The organism is bacterium, from assembly GCA_028820935.1.
GTDB lineage: Bacteria > Actinomycetota > Acidimicrobiia > Spongiisociales > Spongiisociaceae > Spongiisocius.
Window position 1 is genome coordinate 53,383 of record JAPPHZ010000011.1, and the last position, 20,044, is coordinate 73,426.

The 20,044-nt window shown below is 64.0% G+C and carries 19 protein-coding genes and 2 pseudogenes; 12 read left to right on the plus strand and 9 right to left on the minus strand.

Going from position 1 to position 20,044, the window contains the following annotated elements; translation table 11 throughout:
* Positions 1–172 precede the first annotated feature (172 nt).
* Complete coding sequence (gene glmS / locus OXM57_02385) at positions 173–2,011, plus strand: glutamine--fructose-6-phosphate transaminase (isomerizing) (protein MDE0351531.1); 1,839 nt, start codon at positions 173–175, stop codon at positions 2,009–2,011.
* A gap of 37 nt (positions 2,012–2,048) precedes the next feature.
* Positions 2,049–2,423, plus strand: coding sequence for a holo-ACP synthase (gene acpS / locus OXM57_02390; GenBank protein MDE0351532.1), 375 nt, complete (start codon positions 2,049–2,051; stop codon positions 2,421–2,423).
* A 30-nt stretch (positions 2,424–2,453) separates the two neighbouring features.
* On the opposite strand, the gene OXM57_02395 is transcribed toward acpS, so the two are convergent.
* From OXM57_02395 to OXM57_02415, 5 genes are all read right to left on the minus strand, one after another.
* Positions 2,454–3,629 carry an aminotransferase gene (locus OXM57_02395; protein ID MDE0351533.1) on the minus strand — a complete coding sequence of 392 codons (1,176 nt, stop codon included), beginning with the start codon at positions 3,627–3,629 and terminating at the stop codon, positions 2,454–2,456.
* 116 nt (positions 3,630–3,745) lie between these two features.
* Positions 3,746–4,864, minus strand: coding sequence for a CoA transferase (locus OXM57_02400; GenBank protein ID MDE0351534.1), 1,119 nt, complete (start codon positions 4,862–4,864; stop codon positions 3,746–3,748).
* Positions 4,861–5,283, minus strand: a complete 423-nt coding sequence (locus OXM57_02405) for a type II toxin-antitoxin system VapC family toxin (protein ID MDE0351535.1) — start codon at positions 5,281–5,283, stop codon at positions 4,861–4,863. Before OXM57_02405 ends, OXM57_02400 begins: the two co-directional genes overlap by 4 nt.
* Entirely contained in the window at positions 5,280–5,558 is a 279-nt protein-coding gene (locus OXM57_02410; protein MDE0351536.1) for a hypothetical protein, read from the minus strand. Before OXM57_02410 ends, OXM57_02405 begins: the two co-directional genes overlap by 4 nt.
* 85 nt (positions 5,559–5,643) lie before the next feature.
* A complete protein-coding gene (locus OXM57_02415; GenBank protein ID MDE0351537.1) occupies positions 5,644–6,588 on the minus strand; it encodes a class I SAM-dependent methyltransferase in 945 nt (314 codons plus the stop codon).
* Between the two features lie 334 nt (positions 6,589–6,922).
* Here OXM57_02415 and OXM57_02420 point away from each other — a divergent pair, with 334 nt between their 5' ends.
* Entirely contained in the window at positions 6,923–7,555 is a 633-nt protein-coding gene (locus OXM57_02420; GenBank protein MDE0351538.1) for a hypothetical protein, read from the plus strand.
* Here OXM57_02420 and OXM57_02425 read toward each other — a convergent pair.
* Positions 7,491–8,270 (minus strand): type II CAAX endopeptidase family protein, encoded by a 780-nt coding sequence (locus OXM57_02425; GenBank protein ID MDE0351539.1) that lies wholly within the window; start codon positions 8,268–8,270, stop codon positions 7,491–7,493. The two genes, OXM57_02420 and OXM57_02425, sit on opposite strands and share 65 nt — an antisense overlap.
* A 182-nt stretch (positions 8,271–8,452) precedes the next feature.
* Here OXM57_02425 and OXM57_02430 point away from each other — a divergent pair, with 182 nt between their 5' ends.
* The 9 genes from OXM57_02430 to OXM57_02470 all read left to right on the plus strand — a co-directional run bounded on the left by OXM57_02430 (position 8,453) and on the right by OXM57_02470 (position 18,752).
* Complete coding sequence (locus OXM57_02430; GenBank protein MDE0351540.1) at positions 8,453–9,313, plus strand: MBL fold metallo-hydrolase; 861 nt, start codon at positions 8,453–8,455, stop codon at positions 9,311–9,313.
* 299 nt (positions 9,314–9,612) lie between these two features.
* Positions 9,613–10,971 (plus strand): extracellular solute-binding protein, encoded by a 1,359-nt coding sequence (locus OXM57_02435; protein ID MDE0351541.1) that lies wholly within the window; start codon positions 9,613–9,615, stop codon positions 10,969–10,971.
* Between the two features lie 133 nt (positions 10,972–11,104).
* Entirely contained in the window at positions 11,105–11,980 is an 876-nt protein-coding gene (locus OXM57_02440; protein MDE0351542.1) for a sugar ABC transporter permease, read from the plus strand.
* A 113-nt stretch (positions 11,981–12,093) separates the two neighbouring features.
* Complete coding sequence (locus tag OXM57_02445; GenBank protein MDE0351543.1) at positions 12,094–12,888, plus strand: carbohydrate ABC transporter permease; 795 nt, start codon at positions 12,094–12,096, stop codon at positions 12,886–12,888.
* A 19-nt stretch (positions 12,889–12,907) separates the two neighbouring features.
* Positions 12,908–14,332, plus strand: coding sequence for an amidohydrolase (locus OXM57_02450; protein ID MDE0351544.1), 1,425 nt, complete (start codon positions 12,908–12,910; stop codon positions 14,330–14,332).
* A gap of 10 nt (positions 14,333–14,342) precedes the next feature.
* Positions 14,343–15,131: a nucleoside phosphorylase gene (locus OXM57_02455; GenBank protein MDE0351545.1), complete on the plus strand. Its 789-nt coding sequence runs from the start codon at positions 14,343–14,345 to the stop codon at positions 15,129–15,131.
* Positions 15,128–16,468: a 5'-deoxyadenosine deaminase gene (locus OXM57_02460; GenBank protein ID MDE0351546.1), complete on the plus strand. Its 1,341-nt coding sequence runs from the start codon at positions 15,128–15,130 to the stop codon at positions 16,466–16,468. Before OXM57_02455 ends, OXM57_02460 begins: the two co-directional genes overlap by 4 nt.
* Positions 16,469–16,522: 54 nt before the next feature.
* Positions 16,523–17,485, plus strand: coding sequence for an MBL fold metallo-hydrolase (locus OXM57_02465; GenBank protein ID MDE0351547.1), 963 nt, complete (start codon positions 16,523–16,525; stop codon positions 17,483–17,485).
* A gap of 22 nt (positions 17,486–17,507) precedes the next feature.
* Positions 17,508–18,752 (plus strand): alanine racemase, encoded by a 1,245-nt coding sequence (locus OXM57_02470; GenBank protein ID MDE0351548.1) that lies wholly within the window; start codon positions 17,508–17,510, stop codon positions 18,750–18,752.
* A 248-nt stretch (positions 18,753–19,000) separates the two neighbouring features.
* Here OXM57_02470 and OXM57_02475 read toward each other — a convergent pair.
* The 3 genes and pseudogenes from OXM57_02475 to OXM57_02485 all read right to left on the minus strand — a co-directional run bounded on the left by OXM57_02475 (position 19,001) and on the right by OXM57_02485 (position 20,044).
* Positions 19,001–19,207, minus strand: a pseudogene (locus OXM57_02475) (hypothetical protein).
* Positions 19,208–19,232: 25 nt separating this feature from the next.
* Positions 19,233–19,622 carry a VOC family protein gene (locus OXM57_02480; GenBank protein MDE0351549.1) on the minus strand — a complete coding sequence of 130 codons (390 nt, stop codon included), beginning with the start codon at positions 19,620–19,622 and terminating at the stop codon, positions 19,233–19,235.
* Between the two features lie 66 nt (positions 19,623–19,688).
* Positions 19,689–20,044: pseudogene (locus OXM57_02485) on the minus strand (VOC family protein).

The following is a 20,044-nucleotide window of genomic DNA, read 5'->3' on the forward strand; positions in this document are numbered from 1 at the left end:
GTCCGGCCGGGTGGATGCGACCCGCCTGCCATCCGGCCTCTCCGGCCGCACGCACGCCGCCCGGCGAGCAACCGCCCCGTGTCCTGACCGAGGCCACGAGCGGGTGCCTTCGCCCAGCATCCTTGCGGGTCCGGCATCGGTTTGCAGCAGACCCGAGGGTTGGGAGGCGAAGATGTGCGGCATCGTCGGCTACGTGGGTCCCCGCCAGGCGCAGGACGTTCTGATGCATGGCCTGGCCCGGCTGGAATACCGGGGATACGACTCCGCCGGGTTGGCGGTCACCGACCGCGGGAGGGTGTCGGTAGCCAAGGCGGAAGGGAAGCTCGCCCGCCTCATCGGACGGGTGGATCGGTCCCCCCTTCCCGGCCACGCCGGCATCGGCCACACCCGTTGGGCCACCCACGGGGTTCCTTCGGACCGCAATGCCCATCCCCACTCCGACACGACCGGCGACTTCGTGGTCGTGCACAACGGGATCGTGGAGAACTTCCAGGCCCTCCGCGACCGGCTCGAGGCCGATGGGATTGCCTTCCGTTCCGACACGGACTCCGAGGTTCTGGCCCATCTGGTCGCCGTTGCCTTCGACGGGGACCTGACCGAGGCGGTCCGCCGCACCATCCGCCAGGCGGAGGGCGCCTACGCGCTGGTGGCGATGACCTCCCGCCAGCCGGATCGCATCGTGGCGGCCCGGATGATCAGCCCGCTGGTGGTGGGCCTGGGGGAGGGAGAGAACTTCCTGGCATCCGACATCCCTGCCGTCCTCGAGTACACCCGGGAGTTCCTGCTGGTGGAGGACGGTGAGATCGCCACCGTCGCCCGCGACGGCGCCACCCTCGAGACCATCGCCGGTAGTCCGGTCCGGAAGCAGCCCTTCACCGCCGACTGGGAGACCAATTCGGTGAGAAAGGGAGGGTTCGACCATTTCATGGCCAAGGAGATCCATGAGCAGCCAGACGTCATCTCCCGAACCCTGGGGGCGCGGATCCGGCCGAGCAGGGACGGGGGCGAGCACGTGGCGCTGGAGGACCTGGATTGGTCGGATCCGGACCCGGCGGCGATCGACCGGATCTGGATCACCGCCTGTGGCACCGCCTACCACGCCGGCCTGGTGGGCCGGGTCCTGTTCGAGCAGCTGGCCGGCATCCCCGGCGAGGTCGCCTTCGCGCACGAGCTTCGCTACGGCAAGCCGCTGTTCCGCGACGGATCGCTGACCCTGGCCATCAGCCAATCCGGAGAGACCGCCGACACGGTGGCCGCCGCCCGCCTGGCCCGCCGGCGCGGGTCCCGCCTGCTGGCCCTGACCAACGTGGTGGGATCGAGTCTGGCCCGGGAGGCGGACGATGTCCTGTACACGTGGGCCGGACCCGAGATCTCGGTTGCCTCGACCAAGGCCTACGTGGCGATGCTGGTGGGGGAGAGCCTGCTGGCCATCGAGCTCGGCCGCAGGCGGGGCACGCTCTCCCGGACGGCGGAGCGGGAACTGGTAGCGGAGCTGCGGACGCTTCCCGGTAAGGCGGCCCGCGTGCTGGAGGGCATGGACGAGGTTTCCCGCCTGGCGGACATACTGGCGGGATCCCCCGACGCCTACTTCATCGGCCGCGGCCTGGACCTTGCCTCGGCCATGGAGGGCGCCCTCAAGCTGAAGGAGATCTCCTACATCCATGCCGAGGCGATGCCGGCCGGCGAGCTCAAGCACGGGACCCTGGCCCTGATCTCGGAAGGCACCCCGGTGGTGGCGGTGGTCACCCAGGAGGACGTGCACAGCAAGGCCATGCTGGGCCTCCAGGAGGTCAAGGCCCGCCGCGGCCTGGTCATCGCGGTCGCCTACGAGGACGACGAGGAGATCGGAATGGTCGCCGACCACGTGCTCCGGATACCTCGGGTCGCCGACGTCTTCTCGCCCATCCTGGCCGCCATACCCCTCCAGCTGCTCGCCTACTTCGTGGCCCGCCGCCTGGGCAGGGACATCGACCAGCCGCGCAACCTGGCGAAGAGCGTGACGGTCGAGTAACGCCCGTTCGCTCAGCGCCCTCCTAACCTTGCTGTCCATGCGGATCATCGGGTTGGGCGTGGACATTGCCGAGATCGATCGGGTCGAACGGGTCCTCGCCCGCTATCCACGGTTCGCGCAACGGTGCTTCACGGCTCACGAGCAGGCATACGCCGAGCGGTTCTCCAACCCGGCCCGCCGGTACGCCGCCCGTTTCGCGGGCAAGGAAGCGGTGATGAAGGCGCTCGGTACCGGATACCGGATGGTGCGCTGGCGCGATGTCGAGATCACGGGCGGAGGTAAGCCGGAGGTGAACCTGACCGGCACCGGCGCCGCACGCGCCGCTTCGCTAGAAGTAACCCGAGTGGAGATAACGATCACCCACACCGATTCCCAGGCCCTCGTGTTCGCCATCGCGCTGGCGGAGCACTAACAGGCCGCACGGGCGTAAGCCCGTTGAGTCCTACCAGGACTCGGTGCCGGTTATCAGCCTTCGGGCCAGCTCGATGGCCTGGTGGTCTTCCAGGTTGGCGAAGGCCAGCCGCAGGTAGCGGTCTTGGCCGGGGCCGAACATCTCGCCCGCCAGCGACAGGATGCCGAGCCGGTCGAACAGCCGCCATGCCACTTCCTTGCCTGCCACTCCTTCGAACGGATGGCGGACGTACGCGAAGAAACCCCCGGCCGAGGCCACCGAGTAGGGGCTGTCCTCCATGGACGCTGCGAAGCTCTCGACCCTGCGGTTCAGGGTGCGGCGATTGGACTCCACCCACGGCGCCAGGTGCGCCAGCCCGTACCGGGCGGCCTCCTGGCCGATCCGGTTGGGGCAGATCGTGAGGCAGTCGGCCGCCTTGTCCACCTCGTGGAGTAAGCCGGGGGAGGCAGCCATGCCGCCCACCCGGAAGCCTGGGATCGAGTACACCTTCGAGAAACTGTGGATATGGATGACGGACCGGTCCCAGCCGGGGTCCTCGAACAGATGGTGCGCGGGCTCGGTGGTGGTCCGGAAGTCCCGGTATGTCTCGTCGAGGACCAGGTACAGCTGCCGGTCGGCCGCCAGGCGGGCGAACCGGGATATGAGCTCGGGGGGATACACGGCCCCGGTCGGGTTATTGGGGGTGACCAGGACGATGACCCGGGTGCGATCGTCGATCAAGGCGGCGGCGGCCTCCACCGAAGGGAGCATCCCGTCCGAGCAGGCCAGGTAGTCGCGCTCCACGCCGCTCATGCTCAGCCACATGTCGTGGTTGAAGTAGTAGGGAACGGGCAGGATGACCCGGTCGCCGGGCTCGCACAGAACCGCCACCGCCAGGCAGAAGGCCTGGTTGGCGCCGGCCGTGATGGCCACCTGGTCGGACCGGACCGTTCCCCGGTAGGCGGCCGAGAGGTCGGATGCCAGGGCGCTCCGGAGTTCCGGGTCGCCCAGGACCGGTCCGTATCGCGAGATGGCGGCCGGATCCAGCCCGGATAGGTGCTCCGCCAGGCTGGTAGGTGGTGGATATCCGGGAACAGCCTGCGATACGTCGAGGAGCGGATAGCCATGGTCTCGGGCGCCGCTCGCCGCCCAAGCCCGCACCTCGCTCACCGGCGATGTCATGGTGGCCCGAACCCGGGTGCTGAAGGCGGGAGGAGATGGGTCCATACGGCGTCCTAGCGGTCAGTGGCGGATGGTGGAGCCATCCGGGACTCGGGGTCGGCCCCGGCTCCAACGATAGGCACAGGCTCCGCCGGCTCGTCCCCCGTCCGGCATCCGGAGGATCACGGCCCACCGGGGCCGTCCGGCGCGGCCGGACGGCTCGGGGAATCGTCATGGGCGGATAGCTTGATCGGGTTCCCGGCGATCTCCAGTCTCGTGCCGTCGGGGAGATCGACCCCGACGATCATGTTGCGGGCCCGCACGGCCGGGTCGGCCATCACATCGGCGATGTCGTTGATCGGGCCACTCGGAACACCGGCCTCTTCCAGCCGCTCCAGCCAGACGTCGGCCCGCTGCCCCGTCAACACGGTTTCCATCTCCTCACCCAGCTCGTTGACATGCCGGGTGCGGGCGTCGTTGTCGAGGAACCGGGGATCGTCAGCCCACCCCGGCCGGCCCAGCGTGGCGCACAGGCTCCGGAAGAGGCTGTCGTTGCCGGCTGCGATCACGATCGGGCGGTCGGCGGTCCGGTAGGCGCCGAAGGGGGTGATCGACGGATGGCGGGCGCCCAGCGGACCGGGTGTCTCCCCGGTTGCCGAATGCCGGGCGATGGCGTTCTCCAGGATGGCCACCTGGCAGTCGAGCATGGAGATGTCGACCATCTGGCCCCGCCCCGTCCGCTTCCGGTCGTGTAGAGCGCCCAGAATGCCGGCCACGGCGAACAATCCGGCGGTGATGTCTCCCACCGATGTCCCCACCCGCACCGGAGGACCTCCCGGCACCCCGGTAAGGCTCATGAGACCTCCCATGCCCTGTACCACCATGTCGTAGGCGGGACGTTCCGCGTAGGGTCCGCGGTGCCCGAACCCGCTCACGGCCGCGTAAACCAACCGGGGCCAGCGCGCCGACAGCTCATCCCACCCGTAGCCGAGGCGTTCCATGGCGCCGGGCCGGTAGTTCTCCACCAGGACATCGGCTTCGTCCAATAGCGCCTCGAAACGCGACCGATCAGCCGCGTCCTTGAGGTCGAGTGTTAGACCTGTCTTGCCCCGGTTGAGGGATTCGTAATAGACGCTACGCCCGCCCACGAAGGGCCCGAACCGGCGAGCGTCATCTCCCCCTCCCGGCGGTTCGACCTTTATGACACGGGCGCCGAGGTCGGCCAGCACCATGGTGGCGTACGGCCCGGCCAGCACCCGGCTCAGATCCACGATGGTGACATCGGAGAGAGGCCCACTCATGGTCGTGGGTCCCAGGGGTTGAAGACGTCGACAGCCACGTATCGGAAGTCGGCTACGTTTCGGGTGGCGATCGTCAGGTTGTTGGCGCGGGCCGTTCCGGCGATGAGAGCGTCGCCAAGGTCGAGGATGTGTCCCGTGCGGCGTGCCTGTGCTCGGAATCGAGCTGACCGCTCCGCTGCGATCCTGTCGACGGTCAGGATGCGGTCCTCGTATATGGAAACGATGCTTGTGACCACCGCGGTGAGACGAGCCTGCCGACGTCCGGCTGGAAGCAGCAACAGGCCGTATTCCAGCTCGTGTATGACTATTGACGACAGCCACAAATCGTCGTGATCTGCCAGAAACGCAATCACATGCGACGAAGGGCTATCTCTCGTCAGTTCCGACACCACGTTGGTGTCCAGGAGAAAGCCGTTCAATCCGGCGCCTGTGCCCCGAAGGGAATCTGCCGTGCGGATCGCCTGTCACCCGGAGTGTCGAGATTCAGCCCGCGCGGGACGTTCTCTATCAACCACTTTCCCAGAGGCTGGCGAGGTGGTGCCTTCTCGTACCATGTGGTCGCAGGCACCACCACGAAGGACCGGCGGACACCAATGTGTTGCGGTCCCTCCGTTTCTGCGAGGCGCAGTATCTCGGAGAGACGCCCCTTGGCCTCGGCCACGGTCCAGATCCGCACTGCTCCCGGATCAATCATTGTCCCGGATTCTCCTAGGATGAACTGGTCCATTATAGACCACTTTCTGTGACGACATTCGTGTCGCTTTTGGGTTCTACTTTGCCTAAAGGGGTTTGCGGGCCAGGAAGCAGTACAGCGGCGTGAAGATCCCGGTCCTGCCGCCTGCGACATACGCGCCGGCGGTCGCATTCAGCAGCCTGACGACATCCTTGGTGCCCTTCGGGAGCACCCGAAGGGCCTCGGCGAGGCCGGCCATCCCGATGTGAGCCTTCAGGTTCTGCATCCTCATACGGGTGGCCATGGGCTGGTACCAGGGCTTCGAGGGGTGGGTCCTGTCGACGGCCCGGTCTATGCCTTCGACAACCTCGAATCCCGCTGTTGCGAGCGCACGGTCCACCTCATCCGTCGTGGCGATGTCCTTGAGCGCGATGCCGTGCATCAGGTCCGCCTTGATGGCCCGGTGCTCGCTGTCGTGGGGGTCGAACCTGTCGGTCAGGCACATTTCCTGGCCCCAGAAGAGCGAGCCGGGCTTCAGCACGCGGTAGATCTCGGTGAAGGCGCCGACCTTGTCCGGCGCATGGCATGTCGACTCGATCGCGTATGCCCTGTCGTACGTGCCGTCTGCGATGGCGCCCATGTCCATGAAGCTGGTAGCGAGGTAGTCGACCATGTGGTCGATGCCCGCCTCGGCGCTCAACGACCTCGCCTTGGCCAGCTGGACTTCGCTGTAGTTGACCCCTAAGACCCTGACGCCGGCCTCACGAACGACACGGCGCATCGGACCGCCGATGCCGCAACCGATATCGACCACCGTCATGCCCTCACGCAACTCCAGCTTGGAGATCATCAGCCGCTGATGCCGGATCTTGGAGTCCTCCAGGCTCTCGCCGGGAGAAAGCGGAGCGAAGTGCAGCGACTCTCCCCAGCCGAAGATCATCAACTCGCTGCAAAGGTCGTAATACTCCCTGACGGTCTCAGCGTGCTCGTAGCCCTTGGCGTCCTCACCGTCCGCCGAAGCCCGGCCGGTCCATCCATCGAAGCGTCGCACGCGACGGGTGACGTCCGAGCCGCGATATGTGGACCTCAGTCCCTTGTAAAGCCGAAGAAGTCTCAAGAGTCCCTTACGGGGTGGGGATACGGCGCAACGCTTCCATTCTGGCACGGACTGTTCTGCCCCCCGGGAGAGTTCCTCCGTGTTGTCCAGGGAGTGGCTGCATGCGGCGCAAGGCGGGTTCGTCATCATGACGTGATGAGGCCGGCTCGAGTTGCACCTAAGCTGTCACGAACTTGAAGAAGCCTGGTACCCGGGTGGGCTTCGGACCCCCAGACTCCCTGGGGCAGCGGAGTTCAGCTGTTTCGGTCGACACTCTTGATGGTTACCCATGAGCCCTAGCACAGCATGGTTCGCGACGGCTGCCAGGCGGCACCCCGTGCTCGCCGGAGTGACAGTTCTTTACGTGGCCGTGTGGACCGCGTACGGCATCGCTACCGATGCGGCCGGGGTGTACGCCTATCTGGTCTGGATGGTCTTCGCCGTGGGCCTCATGGCATATCTCGACGGGCTGGTTCGCTTCTCCACCCACGTGCTCGTATTGCTGTGCATAGTCGGCTTCTGCCACATGGCGGGCGCCAACCTCGAAATCTCCGGATCCATCCTCTACAGGCAGGTCTGGTTCGGGCTCGTCCGTTACGACCACCTGGTCCATGTCTTCGGTCTGGGCGCCGCCGGGTTGGCCGTCTGGGAGGCGACGCGCCGGATGCTGGCAGCCGGCAGTGGTATCAGAGCCGCGGTGGTGGTGATCCTCGGGGCCAACACCGTCGGGGCCCTCATCGAGATCGGTGAGTACCTGGCCAGCGTGACCCTCGGGGAAGTCCGGTTGGGTGCCTACGCCAACAACATGCAGGACCTGATAGCCAACCTGGTTGGCTCCCTGGTCGCCGCATGGTGGGTTATGCGACGAACTGAGCCAGCACGACCCCCAGGATCGCCAGATCGGTCACGGCGTGCGCGATGACCGGCACGGCCAGGCCGCCGGATCGCCGACGTAACAGGCCCAGCACCAGGCCGTAGAGGAAGGCGAGTACGACTCCGCCGAGTCCTTGCAGGATGCCGGTGGGGAAGTGGAGAGCGGCGAAGACGGCCGCCTGCATCACCAGTGCTGTGACGCCAGGTCGGAGGACCCTCTCGAGCGAATCCTGGATGATCCCCCGGTAGACGGCCTCTTCGACCACGGCGTTGACCACGGCGGCGAGAACTCCGAGGGACAGGAGGGTCCAGATGGACCAGTCCCGGGTTATCTCGACGATGTCGGCCAGTTGCTCCGGCCTCCGCTCGTACCACGCCCAGACGGCCAATCCTGCGACCAGGCCGACCGCGGCGCCGACGGCTCCCTGCCGGAGGTTGCATGACCACGCCCGGCGCCAGGGGGCAACCTCACGCAACCACGGCAATCGCGATGCGACCACCACGTATACGACAACAGCGAGACCGAACAGCAACCGTTTCGGCCGCAGGCCCGTGAGCCCGAGCAGGAGGAAGGCCACCAGCAGAACGCCGATGGCACCCGCCGCGGGCATCTTCCGGACCATGGCGATGGTTGCCAGCAAGATCGCGGCGATCCCGCCTGCGGCAACCATGCCGGCCGAATTTGCGAACGGAAGGGCAGTCGCCAGACCCGTGAGCAATACGACGGCAACTACCTCGCCCCGCATGTCGGTACGCGGCCTCATGCCGTTCATGTTTGCAGGTGGGTTGGTACCCGCCGGTTACGACACGCAGGGGTGGCGGCGAGTACGGTTGTGACCACCGCCGGTCCCGAAGTTCCGATGGTGATGCTACGGCTGTACGCGCCCGGCGGAAGCGAGCAACGGCCGGCGCAGGATCGAGGCTGCGGGTGGTAGGAAGGAGCCGCGTGAGCAGACTCCATGTCATCGGTGCCGGGACGCCGACACCGACGCCGCAACGTTTCGGCACGGCCTTTGTGGTCGACACCGGATCTGACCTGGTCATGTTCGATTGCGGTCCGGCCGCCACCCACAAGCTGGTGAAGGCGGGTCTGTGGCCGACCCGCATCGATCATCTCTTTTTCACGCACCATCACTTCGATCACGACGCCGACTACCCCTGTTTCCTTCTTTGCAGGTGGGACCAGAGCATCGGCCGGGAGAACACGCTCAAGGTACGGGGACCGACGCTAACGGCCGGCATCACGGAGGGCCTGATCGGTGAGGACGGGGTCTTCGCCCACGATTGGAAGGCCCGGGTGAGGACGCCGGTGAGCCAGCGGGTCTTCGTGAACCGAGGGGGCGTCCTACCGCGCCCGGCTCCCGTGGTGGACGCCGCGGATATCGGTCCCGGTTCCGTGATCGAGGGCCCCGACTGGCTGGTGCGGTCCGCGGAAGCCGTCCACGTGCAGCCGTTCCACGACTCTCTCGCGTACCGGATCGAGACACCGACGGCGAGCATCGTCGTGACCGGGGACACACAGCCGTGCGACTCCGTGGTGGCTCTCGCCACGGGGGCGACCGCCCTGGTGAGCATGTGCTGGGACCACGAGGATGCGATGGAGGAGTGCGGTGAGGCTCCGGGCCAGACCGGGACGAAGGGTGCGGCGCGGATGGCTCGTGAGGCGGAGGTCGGGAAGCTGATCCTGGTCCATAGGGGACCCGGACTCGAGGGTGAGGAGTCGGAGGCACGGGCCAGATCCGACGTTGAGGGTATCTACGACGGCGAGGTGATCCTTGCCGATGAGTTGGATGTGATCGACATCTGACCAGCAACGCGCAGACACGTGAGATGTGAGGGCATTTCGACCACTCCGGGTCGATTCCACCTCCGTCTCCGAGCGGTCAACAGAATCGACCCGTACCCAGGCACAACATCGGGCGTGAGCCCTCGACCCTTCAGGAGTTTTTTACCACTCCACCCCGCATGTCCGCGCCGGGCTCGTTAGGCTTTTTGTGACCCATATGCATTCGACCATACGATCGGACCACCGGCTGTGTGGCTCCTGCCCCAGGCCGATGGGCGAGAGGCTCCGCTAGAGGTCTATCGAAGACTAGGGAGTGGAGCATGAGAAGCAAGATACGGTATCTGTTCGTCTTCGTCCTCGCATTTTCGTTCGCCCTTGCCGCCTGTCAGTCGGCTGATGAAGAACCAGCACCGGCTGAGGAGGCTGCTCCGGTCGAGGAGGCTGCTCCCGTCGAGGAGGCTGCTCCGGTCGAGGAGGTGGAGCCCGTAACGCTCCGCTTCATGTTCCCTGAAGGCGCTGGTCGCGGACCCGGCTTTGAATCGGCAATCGCTGCCTATCAGGAGATGAATCCTCACGTTACGATCGAGATGGAATCAGTTCCGTTCCGGGAGTATGGTGGCCTGCTGCCCGTCCAGTTCGCTGGTGATAGCCCAGCCGACGTCGCCTTGGTTGATAGCTCTGCGGTGATCTCCTACGCGTATAACGGAGCCATCGTTCCTTTGGATGACATCTTTGAGCAATCCGATGTGGACGATTTCCTTCCCAGCCTGGTAGCTCAAGCAACTCACGAAGGCAGCATGTATGCCGGACCGTTCTTCATATCAACGCAGGGCGTGTTCTACAACGTGGATATGTTCGCGGCAGCAGGAGTCGAGCCGCCGACCACTGTGGAGGACGCCTGGACCTGGCCGGAATTCGTAGAGAACGTCTCCAAGGTAGCGGCGAGCGCAGAGAGCGATGCGGGTGATGTCTGGGGGCTGGTGTTCCTGTCGAACCCTCCAGGAAGCATCTCATGGTCGCTGCCGGTAATCCGCAGCAATGGCGAGCCGGGCTCGAACACGTTCATGGCCCTCTCGGCTGACGGTACAGAAGTGTCGGGATACCTGGACACCCCTGAGGCCATGGAAGCCTATCAATTCTGGCAGGATCTGTATGTGGAACATGGTCTTGCGCCTCAAGGTGATGTACCGGACGCGTTCGGTAACGGACAAGCTGCGACGATGATCTCGTTCTCAGCGTGGGGCAGCGTGCTCAATAACGTGTTCCCGGACCTCAATTGGGATATCATGCCGATTCCCTATCTTGAGACGCATGTCGTGCACGCCAGCCACTTCATGCCCACGGTCGCGTCTAAGAGCGACAACCAGGATGAGGCCAAGGCCTTTGTACAGTTCCTCTCAAGCATCGAGGGCTTTAGGGCTTACTATGAGGTAACGAGTGATATGCCCGCACGCGTTTCCTTGCTGAACGAGCTCGAAGAGTTTCAGGTCCGTCCGCTTAGCATCTTCAAAGATGAGCTCCTCACGGTTGCCTACGCAGCACCTGGTGGTCCCGGCGGCGCGATATACGCCGAAATCGTCGGCGACCTGATGCTGGACATCGCACAGGGAGCGGACATTGAGGCAGCTGTAGACGCAGCTGTTACTGAACTCGATGCCCAGTTGGCTCAATTCGGATAGTCCTAGGCCAGGTACGCCCTCTACCAGATTGCCGCTCTCAACTCGCTTGGAGAGCGGCAATCTGGGTTAACTCGAGTTTCGTGATCTCTATCCAGGCCCGGGAACGGCCTCGGGTGGCCCAAGGACCGACAATATGGATATAAGGAAACCTAGTGCGCATGCGATAGAGCGCTATCGCTCCGCACTTCTCTTAAGCTTGCCGGCGCTCGTTGGCCTTGCCATCTTCTGGTACTGGCCGACGATTCAAGCTGTGATTCTGGGATTCCAGGACTACAACCTGATGTCCGGCAGCCAAGCATGGACCGGTTTCGACAACTATCGAACTGCAGCAACCGACCCGCTGCTCGGCCTTACCTTCTTGAACACAGCGATCTATTTTCTTATGGAAGTTCCACTACAAATGGCCCTGGCCCTCGCCCTGGCACTACTCGTACGGCGTGGTCCGGCTTGGCTCCGCACCATCATATTGGTCCCAACTGTTACTTCGATGGTTGTCGTGAGTGTGATATGGGGGTTGATGTATCATCCAAACAGCGGCTTGATCAACAGCCTGCTGGCCGGTGTCGGTGTGCCGCCTCAGCCGTTCCTCACCAGCTCGCAACAGGCCATGCCCTCGATTGCGCTGCTCATGATCTGGAAGAACGTCGGCTTCAGCATGCTGTTCTTCCTGGCCGGCTTGGTGAGCATCCCGCGGAACTACTATGAGGCGGCCGCGACGGACGGTGCGAACGGCCGTCAACTCTTTCGTTATATCACCCTCCCGCTGCTGCGCGGCACTGTGGTGTTCTTGCTCATCACTAACACGGTTACTGCGTTCAAGGTGTTTACCCCCATCTTCCTGATTACAGAAGGCGGACCCATCAATGCTACTCGGGTTGTTGTGCTCTATATATTTGAGAACGCGTTTCGCTTCAACAAGATGGGATATGCCGCAGCGATATCCGTGTTGCTTGCCCTGTTCCTACTGGTCATAAGCGTCTACTCGCTTCGCGCGTCCAGGGCGAGGTGATCAACAATGACTCGAACCTCCCGACTCTCATGTACTCGAGAATAGTAGGGCGGCGATCTGATCGCCTGACCGGCCCACGCCAACGTAGCTGGGCCGTGCTCCGCTTGCCGGTAGTGATCGGGGTCGCCTTCTTCTTTGTCTTCCCGTACCTTTGGTTGGCGGGCTCATCCTTTAGGCCCCGGGAGGAGATCTTCCGTTACGTAAATCCGGTCTCGTGGCGAACCTTTATCCCACTGGCGCCTACGCTTGACAACTTTCGCCATTTGTTCTTCGAGCGCAACTTTGGTCGGGCACTGGCTAACAGCATGGTCATCGCACTCGTCACAGTAGCCATTACATTGTTCATCGGTAGTATGATTGCCTTTGCCCTTGCCCGAATAAAGTTTCCCGGCCGCGAAATCGTGTTCGTGTTGATCCTCGCTACGATTCTGATTCCGTTTGAGACGATCATGGTCTCGGTGTTCTTGACTATACAGCGCCTGGGACTGTTCGATACCTATGCGGCTCTATTCTTACCCTGGGTTACGGATGCCTTTATCATTTTCCTGCTTAGGCAGCATTTTCGAGATATCCCTGATGAGCTACAGGACGCTGCCATCGTAGATGGTTGCTCGTTATTCCGGGTCTACTGGAACGTGATGTTGCCAAACATACGGCCCGCGCTGGTCAGCGCTGCCTTTGTCAAGTTCGTGTTTTCGTGGGACGCGTTCCTCTGGCCGCTTATCGTCACCCGAGACCCGGATCTGACGGTGGTCCAGCTGGCGATCTCTCGTCTCTTTACGGACCAAAATGTCTTATGGGAACTCATCTTCGCAGGCGCGTTCATCGGCACTGTGCCACTTATCATTCTCTTCCTGTTCTTACAGCGTTACTACGTCGAAGGGGTGGTCACCAGCGGATTCAACTGAGGTAGGCGGGCTGGCGCCCATGACGAGTCCGAAGGGCACGAACATGCTTCTGATCAACAACGTGACGGCGGTGACGGTCGATGCGCAGCGGCGCATCATCACCGACGCCGCGATCGCCGTGGCGGGCGACCGCATCGCCGATGTCGGTAAAGCGTCCGATTTGTCCCTCCGCCACCCGGATGCGGAGCGACTCGACGGCCATGGAATGCTGGCCTTGCCCGGGCTGATCGATGCCCACGCTCACTCGGATCAGGCGCTGCTGCGGGGTGCCGCCGACGACCTGCCCTGGAGACCCTTTCTCCGGGAGGTGATCTGGCCGCTGCTGAATCAGCGCACCCAGGAGGATGCCCGGATCAGTCTGAAACTGTGCATGCTGGAGATGATCAAGTCCGGCACGACCTGCTTTGTCGACTCGATAGTGCCGAGCCACTATGACTTCGACGGGCTGGCGCAGGCGGTGGTTGACATGGGGATGCGTGCCGTGCTGGCGAAGTACGTCCTGCCGGACGCTTTGTTCGCGCGCGACGAGAGCATTGTGGATACCGGCGGGTTCAGCGGGGAGGAGGAGTCCCTGGCCGACGCCGAGCGGGGGATTGGCGCCTGGCACGATGCGGCCGGTGGCCGGCTGCAGGTGTGGCTCGGGCCCTTGGTGCCGCGGGAGGAGCCACCAGCCAGCGCCTCGCCGGACTTCTACCGCAGGGTCTCTCGGCTCGCTGCGAAACATGGCACGGGGATCACCGTCCATTTCGCCGGCACCATCGACGATCCTCCCTTCTTCCACCGGGAGTTCGGCATGCTTCCGGCCGAGTTCGCCCGTCGCTACGACCTCCTGGGGCCCAACGTGCTGCTCATCAACGGCACCTGGTTTTCCGAGGAGGAGATCCCGATCCTTGCCGAAACCGATACCCGGCTGGTCCACAGCCCCTCGGCCAACATGAAGATGGGGGAGGGCTTCGCCAAGGTACCGCAGATGCGCAACGCCGGGGTTACGGTGGCGCTGGGCTGTGATGCCGGGGCCAACAACAACTGCCATGACATGATCCGTGAGATGAAAGCGGCCTCGCTGCTGCACAACGTGAGGATGATGGACCCCACAACGCTGACAGCCGAGGATGCCCTGGAGATGGCGACGATCGAAGGGGCCCGTGCCATAGGGCGCGGTGACCAGTTGGGGTCGCTGGAGGCAGGGAAGCAGGCAGACGTGATCCTGGTCGACCTGCGGCGGCCGCACACGATGCCGGTCCATGATCCGATCGCCAACCTCGTGTATTCCGCGCATGGAGGCAACGTGGACACGGTGATCGTGGCAGGGCAGGTGTTGATGCGGGGCCGGCAGGTGCTCGTGGCCGACGAGGCGGCAATCCTGGAGGAGGCTCAGGAGCGGGGTCCGGCGCTGTTGAACAGGGCGGGGATCGAGGTGGCCCCGGTATGGCCCGTGGAGTGAGGAGGAAGACATGGGAGACTATTTGACGGAGCGCTTCTTGCGGTTGCCGGACGGTTCGCTGCCGCACATGGGCGTGAAGGGCGGCGGGGACGTTGCTCCATATGTCCTGCTCTCAGGCGACCCCGGTCGCGTTGAGAAAATCAGGACCTGGCTGGACAGGGCGGACGCGGTTGGCAGGGAACGCGGCTACGTCGCCTACACCGGCTCATATCGAGGTACGCCGGTGACGCTGGCATCGAGCGGAGTCGGCGCCCCTTCCGTCGCGATAGCGGTCGAAGAGTTGGCGTTGGCCGGGGGGAGGGTCTTCATCCGAGTCGGCAGCTGTGCGAGCATCGCGGAGGACATTCCAATCGGTGATGTGGTCATCGGCACGGCCGGCGTTCGGGATGAGGGCCTGAGCCATACGTACGCGCCCCCCATCTATCCGGCGATCGCTGATCCCGACGTGGTCGCCGCCCTCCGGGCCACCGCGGAGGCGGGGGGTACGCCATACCATCTGGGGCTGGTGCGAAGCACCGATTCGTTCTATGAGGGGGAGCGCAAGGTCGAGATCATCGACCAATGGCGGGAACTACGCGTTCTCGTCTTTGAGATGGAAAGCTCGGCGCTCTTCACCGTGGCCATGGTCCGTGGCCTGGCCAGTGGCTCGATTCTCGTACCCGGCTCCAACCTGGTGACAGGCCAGAAGAGCACCTATCAGGGCCAGCAACTGGAGGAATACACCGCGGGGATCGACGCGGCCATCGCTACCGCATTGGGTGCCGTCGAGCGCCTGCATGCGGCTTCTGAGCAGAGATGAAGACCGCCTCCTCGATCCTGATCCGGAACGGGTCGCTCATCACGATGAACGCCGACCGCCAGATCCTGGATGGGAGCCTCTATATCGAGGATGGGCGTATCCTCGAGATCCCGTCCGCGCGGACGAAGGCCGACACGGTCATCGACGCGACCGATTGCCTGGTAACACCCGGGTTCGTCCAAACCCACGTCCATTTGTGCCAGACCCTCTTTCGTGGAATGGCGGACGACATGGACGTGATCGATTGGCTCCGTCTGCGTATCTGGCCGCTCGAGCAGGCCCACGATGAGCAGTCCATATACGACTCAGCGCGCCTGGGCATAGCCGAGTTGATTCGCGGCGGGACGACCTGCGCGCTCACGATGGAGACCGTCCGTCACACCGAAGAGGCGTTCCGGGCTGTGCTCGAAACCGGCTTCCGGGCGGTCAGCGGCAAAGCGATGATGGACCGCTGGGAGCCTGGAACCGAGATGATCGGGGAGGAGACCAAGGCCTCGCTCGAGGCGAGCCTCGAGCTTGTAGAAGAGTTTCACGGCAAGGGCGGCGGCCGGCTGCAGGTCGCGTTCTGCCCCCGTGGTTCACGCAATTGCACCGAGGGTCTATGGGCGGACATAGTCGCGCTGGCCGGCGAACACGATACGGTCATCCACACGCACGCCGCCGAGAACGAAACGCAGACCGAGCGTCTCGCGATCGATAGCACGACCGATATCGAGTATCTGCATGGCCTGGGTGCGACGGGCCCGCGATTGGTCGCCGCGCACTGCATTTGGGTGACCGAACCCGAGATCGAGATCCTGGCGGAGACCGGGACCAAGGTGGCCCATTGTCCTTCGTGCAACATGAAACTCGCCTCCGGTTTCGCACCGGTGCCGGAGTTCCTCGAGAGAGGCGTCGTCGTGGGCCTCGGCGCGGATGGTGCCCCCTGCAACAACAACCTGGACATGTTCCAGGAGATGCGCCTGGCATCGCTCATGCACAAGCCCCGGATCGGCCCTCGTGGTATGCCGGCGATGTCCGTGCTGGAGATGGCCACTCTGGGGGGAGCAAGGGCGCTCGGACTGGAGGACGAACTCGGATCTCTCGAGCCCGGAAAACGGGCCGATGTGATCGTGATCCGCCGCGACGGGCTCCACACCCAACCCCATGCCGGTGTTGACCCGATCGCGCAAGTGGTGTACGAGCACAGGGCGTCTGATGTCGATAGCGTGATCATCGACGGAAAGGTCCTCGTTCGTGGGGGCGAGTTCACGGAGCTCGATCCGATGGAGATCCGCGCCCGTGCGAACGATTCTGTGGGGCGGGTTCTGGCGAGAGCCGAGCTAGCGAATGGATGACTTTTCGCACAAGGGACTCCGAAGCCGGTCACGAGTCGACTCGGGGAGGCTGACATGACTCCGACCCGAGGAACTCCATGGCTGCTCAGTGAGATTCGCTTTGCGCCCGGAGCACCCCGCAACCTGGCGCCTGACGGGGCGACGACACTCGCAGTAGTGCTCGGTTCCGGAGGAGTAACACCGAACCCGCACCGGCACGGTCCCGGCGCGGCGGTCATCGTCAACGACTCGACTTACTTGATTGATGCCGGTGAAGGGATCTGGCGCGGCCTTGCCTGGGCTGCGGTTTCCCATCCTGATCTGATCGCCGAACACCTTGCCCCGTACAGGCTCACCCGGCTCTTCCTGACCCACCTGCATTCCGACCACACCATCGGACTACCGGCTGTGTGGCTCATGCCCTGGGCCTATGGGCGAGAAGTTCCGCTGGAGGTCTATGGGCCAGTCGGAACACGGAGCTTGATGGAGCACTTGGAAGAGGCCTATCAGGGAGACTTGCAGGAACGGAGGTTCGGTCCTGGGGCACGGCAAAGGAATGTGGATGCGCACAGGACGATTACCCATGAGATCAAAGATTCGGGCACAATCTACCAAGACGGAAATGTAAAGATCGAAGCATTTCACCACAAGCACGGCGGTTTCGAACAGAACTTTGCCTATCGCTTCACATCCCGGGATCGAGTGATTGCATGGTCCGGAGACGGCCGCGTAGAGGGTCAGCTTGACAAGGCAGCCCGGGATGCAGATCTATTCTTCTGCGAGCTATCTACCGAGGATATGATTGCGAACGCTAACTGGGGCGGGGCGACGGTCGAAGAGAAGGCAAGAACGATTTGGTCGTATCACATTCGTCCTAAGGAGCTGGCGGATTTCGCAACTGAAATGAACGTCAAGCAGCTCGTGACGATGCATGAGCGAAACTACACAGACCCGTATGAACCCGACGCGTTAATGGAGGAATTCAAGCGCCACTATTCGGGTACCGTATATTCGGCACGCGACGGCGATGTGTTCTAGGTCAGCGAAAGGCGCCGGGTTGGTGTCAGTCCACGACGATGATGCTCCCCGCCCGAAGGGGTTTCCGCTCCGAGCCGAGGGCAGGACCGGATGGTCGATCTTCGACAACGATGTCGCCTATCCGATAGCGGTGCTCCTGTGCTCCGCGCTCGACCACAACCGTGCGACTATGCGAGCGTTCTGCCTGCGGAACGGGGTGGACCTTGCTCCCCACGGCAAGACCACGATGTCTCCCGAACTGTTCCGGATGCAGATGGACGACGGGGTCTGGGCGATCACCGCCGCCACGACCTGGCAGGCCATGGTCATGCGGGATTGCGGCGTTCCCAAGGTGCTGATCGCCAATGAGGTGGTGTCCCCCGGCGAGATCGAATGGCTGGCCGGAGTCCGGAGAGACGGCTTCGACGTCACATGCTACGTCGACTCGCTCGACGGTGTGGCCTTCTTCGACCAGGTCCTGGGCCGGCTGCAACCCGACCGGCCCTTCCCGGTCCTGGTGGAGGTTGGAATTCCCGGAGAACGTGCGGGCGTGAGAACCACTGAGGAGGGCTTGACGGTTGCCGGCGCCGCAGCCTCCTCCGCGCATCTCTCGCTGACGGGAGTCGCCGGGTTCGAAGGCCTCCTGGGCGCCCGGGGTGACCGCAGCGCCATAAAGGTGGTCGACGCGTTCCTCGATCAGATCGTGGATCTGGCCTGTGAGGTTGCCGGGCGCGGCTGGTTCGATCCCACCGCCGAACCGATCCTCACCGCCGGCGGGAGCTCCTACTTCGACCGGGTGGTAGCACGGTTCTCCCGTGCCGACCTGGGCCGGCCCCACCGGGTGGTGATCCGCAGCGGCTGCTACCTGACCCACGACGACGGCTGGCTGCATGGCACTTCTCCTTTGGAAGAGACAGGCAGGACCGGTTATCCCGAGCACCTGATCCCTGCCATCGAAGTGTGGGGGACGGTCCTGTCGCGGCCGGAACCGACCAGGGCGATCGTGGGCGTGGGCCGGCGCGACGTCTCGTTCGACGCAATGTTGCCGGTCGTCAAGAAGGTGCGCCGGAGGGACGGGTCGGCGGTCGAGGCGGCGCCACCGATGCGGACGGTGGCCCTCAACGACCAGCACGCCTTCATAGACGTGGAAGAAGAGACGCCGCTGGCCGTGGGCGATCTGGTGGGACTCGGTATCTCGCATCCATGCACCACCTTCGACAAGTGGAGGGCGATCCCGATCGTGGAGGGTGACTACCGGGTTGTCTCGGTGGCGCGGACCCTGTTCTGAAGCGGGAGCAGTTGCCGACCATGCGGTTGATCGAGGCGACGTGCCCTACGGGGGCGAGGACTGCGAGACTCCGGGAATCATCCGTCTGAGGAAGTTGCTATGAAGAGCACGTCGGTACCGTCCAACAGGAAGTGGTCCAAGGTGGGGTACTCGAGAGCGGTACGGGTCGGGAGCATCATCGAGGTGGCCGGTACCTCATCAAGCGGGCCGGACGGGCATATCTGCCGGGCAATCTGTGCGTTGGATCAGATATAGACGATGTCGATCTGCTCGACACTGCCGGGCCCCTCCCACAGGTGGTCGAGCGCCTTAGTTATCACCCCGCGCGCCACCAGTGTCTTTTCCGAGGTTCACCTCGTCGGCCACCAGGAAACGGCGGGTCGAGTCCTCCGCCTGGTAGAGCCGCTCGAATGCGTACCGACGGTGTCACGCTGGAATCCCTTGAGACCGTCGAGGACAGCGAGCGACCGGAGGTTGTCCTCAAGGCTTGATCGAGACGATCTGGATGAGGTTGCCGCAGGTGTCGTCGAACACGGCGATCCAGGCCTCGCCGACATCGGTGGGGGGCACCGTGAAGGCGACACCGGTCTCGGTCAGCCGCCGGTGTTCGGCTTCGACGTCGTCGACGGCGAACTGGGCCAGCGGGATGCCGGCGGCCATCAGGGCGTCGCGGTAGGGCTTGACCGCCGGGTGATGTGATGGCTCGAGCAACAACTCGGGCCCGTCGGGGTCGTCGGGCGAGACCACCGTGAGCCAGGAGTCTTGGCCAAGCGGAATGTCGTGGCGCTTCTGGAATCCGAGCACGTCGGCATAGAACGCCAGGGCTTCCGCCTGGTCGTGAACGAATACGCCGGTGAGTTCGATCCTGATGGCCGGGGTGCTCTGCGGCCTGCCATCACGTGTCGCCGTCTCGGGCGTGACGTCGGTGTGCTGCTTCTGCGAGACGATCTGGATGAGGTTGCCGCAGGTGTCGTCCAACACGGCCATCCAGACCTCGCCGACATCGGTCGGGGGCACCGTGAAGGCGACGCCGGCCTCGGTGAGCCGCCGGTGCTCGGCCTCGACGTCGTCGACGGCGAACTGGGCCAGCGGGATGCCATCGTCGACCAAGGCCTTGCGGTAGGGCGTGACGGCGGCGTGGCCGGCCGGGTCGAGCTGCAGCTGGGGCCCGTCGGGGGCGTCAGGCGAGACGACTGTCATCCAGAAGTCGTCACCGATGGGAATGTTGGAGTGTTCTTGGAACCCCAGGATGTTGGTGTAGAAGTCCATGGCCTTGACCTGGTCATCGACGT

Excerpts from the sequence above, each read along its gene's own strand:
- OXM57_02410 (MDE0351536.1), bottom strand. The coding sequence starts at position 5,558 with ATGATTGATCCGGGAGCAGTGCGGATCTGGACCGTGGCCGAGGCCAAG.
- acpS (MDE0351532.1), top strand. The coding sequence starts at position 2,049 with ATGCGGATCATCGGGTTGGGCGTGGACATTGCCGAGATCGATCGGGTC.
- OXM57_02420 (MDE0351538.1), top strand. The coding sequence starts at position 6,923 with ATGAGCCCTAGCACAGCATGGTTCGCGACGGCTGCCAGGCGGCACCCC.
- OXM57_02440 (MDE0351542.1), top strand. The coding sequence starts at position 11,105 with ATGGATATAAGGAAACCTAGTGCGCATGCGATAGAGCGCTATCGCTCC.
- OXM57_02395 (MDE0351533.1), bottom strand. The coding sequence starts at position 3,629 with ATGGACCCATCTCCTCCCGCCTTCAGCACCCGGGTTCGGGCCACCATG.
- OXM57_02460 (MDE0351546.1), top strand. The coding sequence starts at position 15,128 with ATGAAGACCGCCTCCTCGATCCTGATCCGGAACGGGTCGCTCATCACG.
- OXM57_02450 (MDE0351544.1), top strand. The coding sequence starts at position 12,908 with ATGACGAGTCCGAAGGGCACGAACATGCTTCTGATCAACAACGTGACG.
- glmS (MDE0351531.1), top strand. The coding sequence starts at position 173 with ATGTGCGGCATCGTCGGCTACGTGGGTCCCCGCCAGGCGCAGGACGTT.
- OXM57_02425 (MDE0351539.1), bottom strand. The coding sequence starts at position 8,270 with ATGAGGCCGCGTACCGACATGCGGGGCGAGGTAGTTGCCGTCGTATTG.
- OXM57_02435 (MDE0351541.1), top strand. The coding sequence starts at position 9,613 with ATGAGAAGCAAGATACGGTATCTGTTCGTCTTCGTCCTCGCATTTTCG.
- OXM57_02465 (MDE0351547.1), top strand. The coding sequence starts at position 16,523 with ATGACTCCGACCCGAGGAACTCCATGGCTGCTCAGTGAGATTCGCTTT.
- OXM57_02400 (MDE0351534.1), bottom strand. The coding sequence starts at position 4,864 with ATGAGTGGGCCTCTCTCCGATGTCACCATCGTGGATCTGAGCCGGGTG.
- OXM57_02455 (MDE0351545.1), top strand. The coding sequence starts at position 14,343 with ATGGGAGACTATTTGACGGAGCGCTTCTTGCGGTTGCCGGACGGTTCG.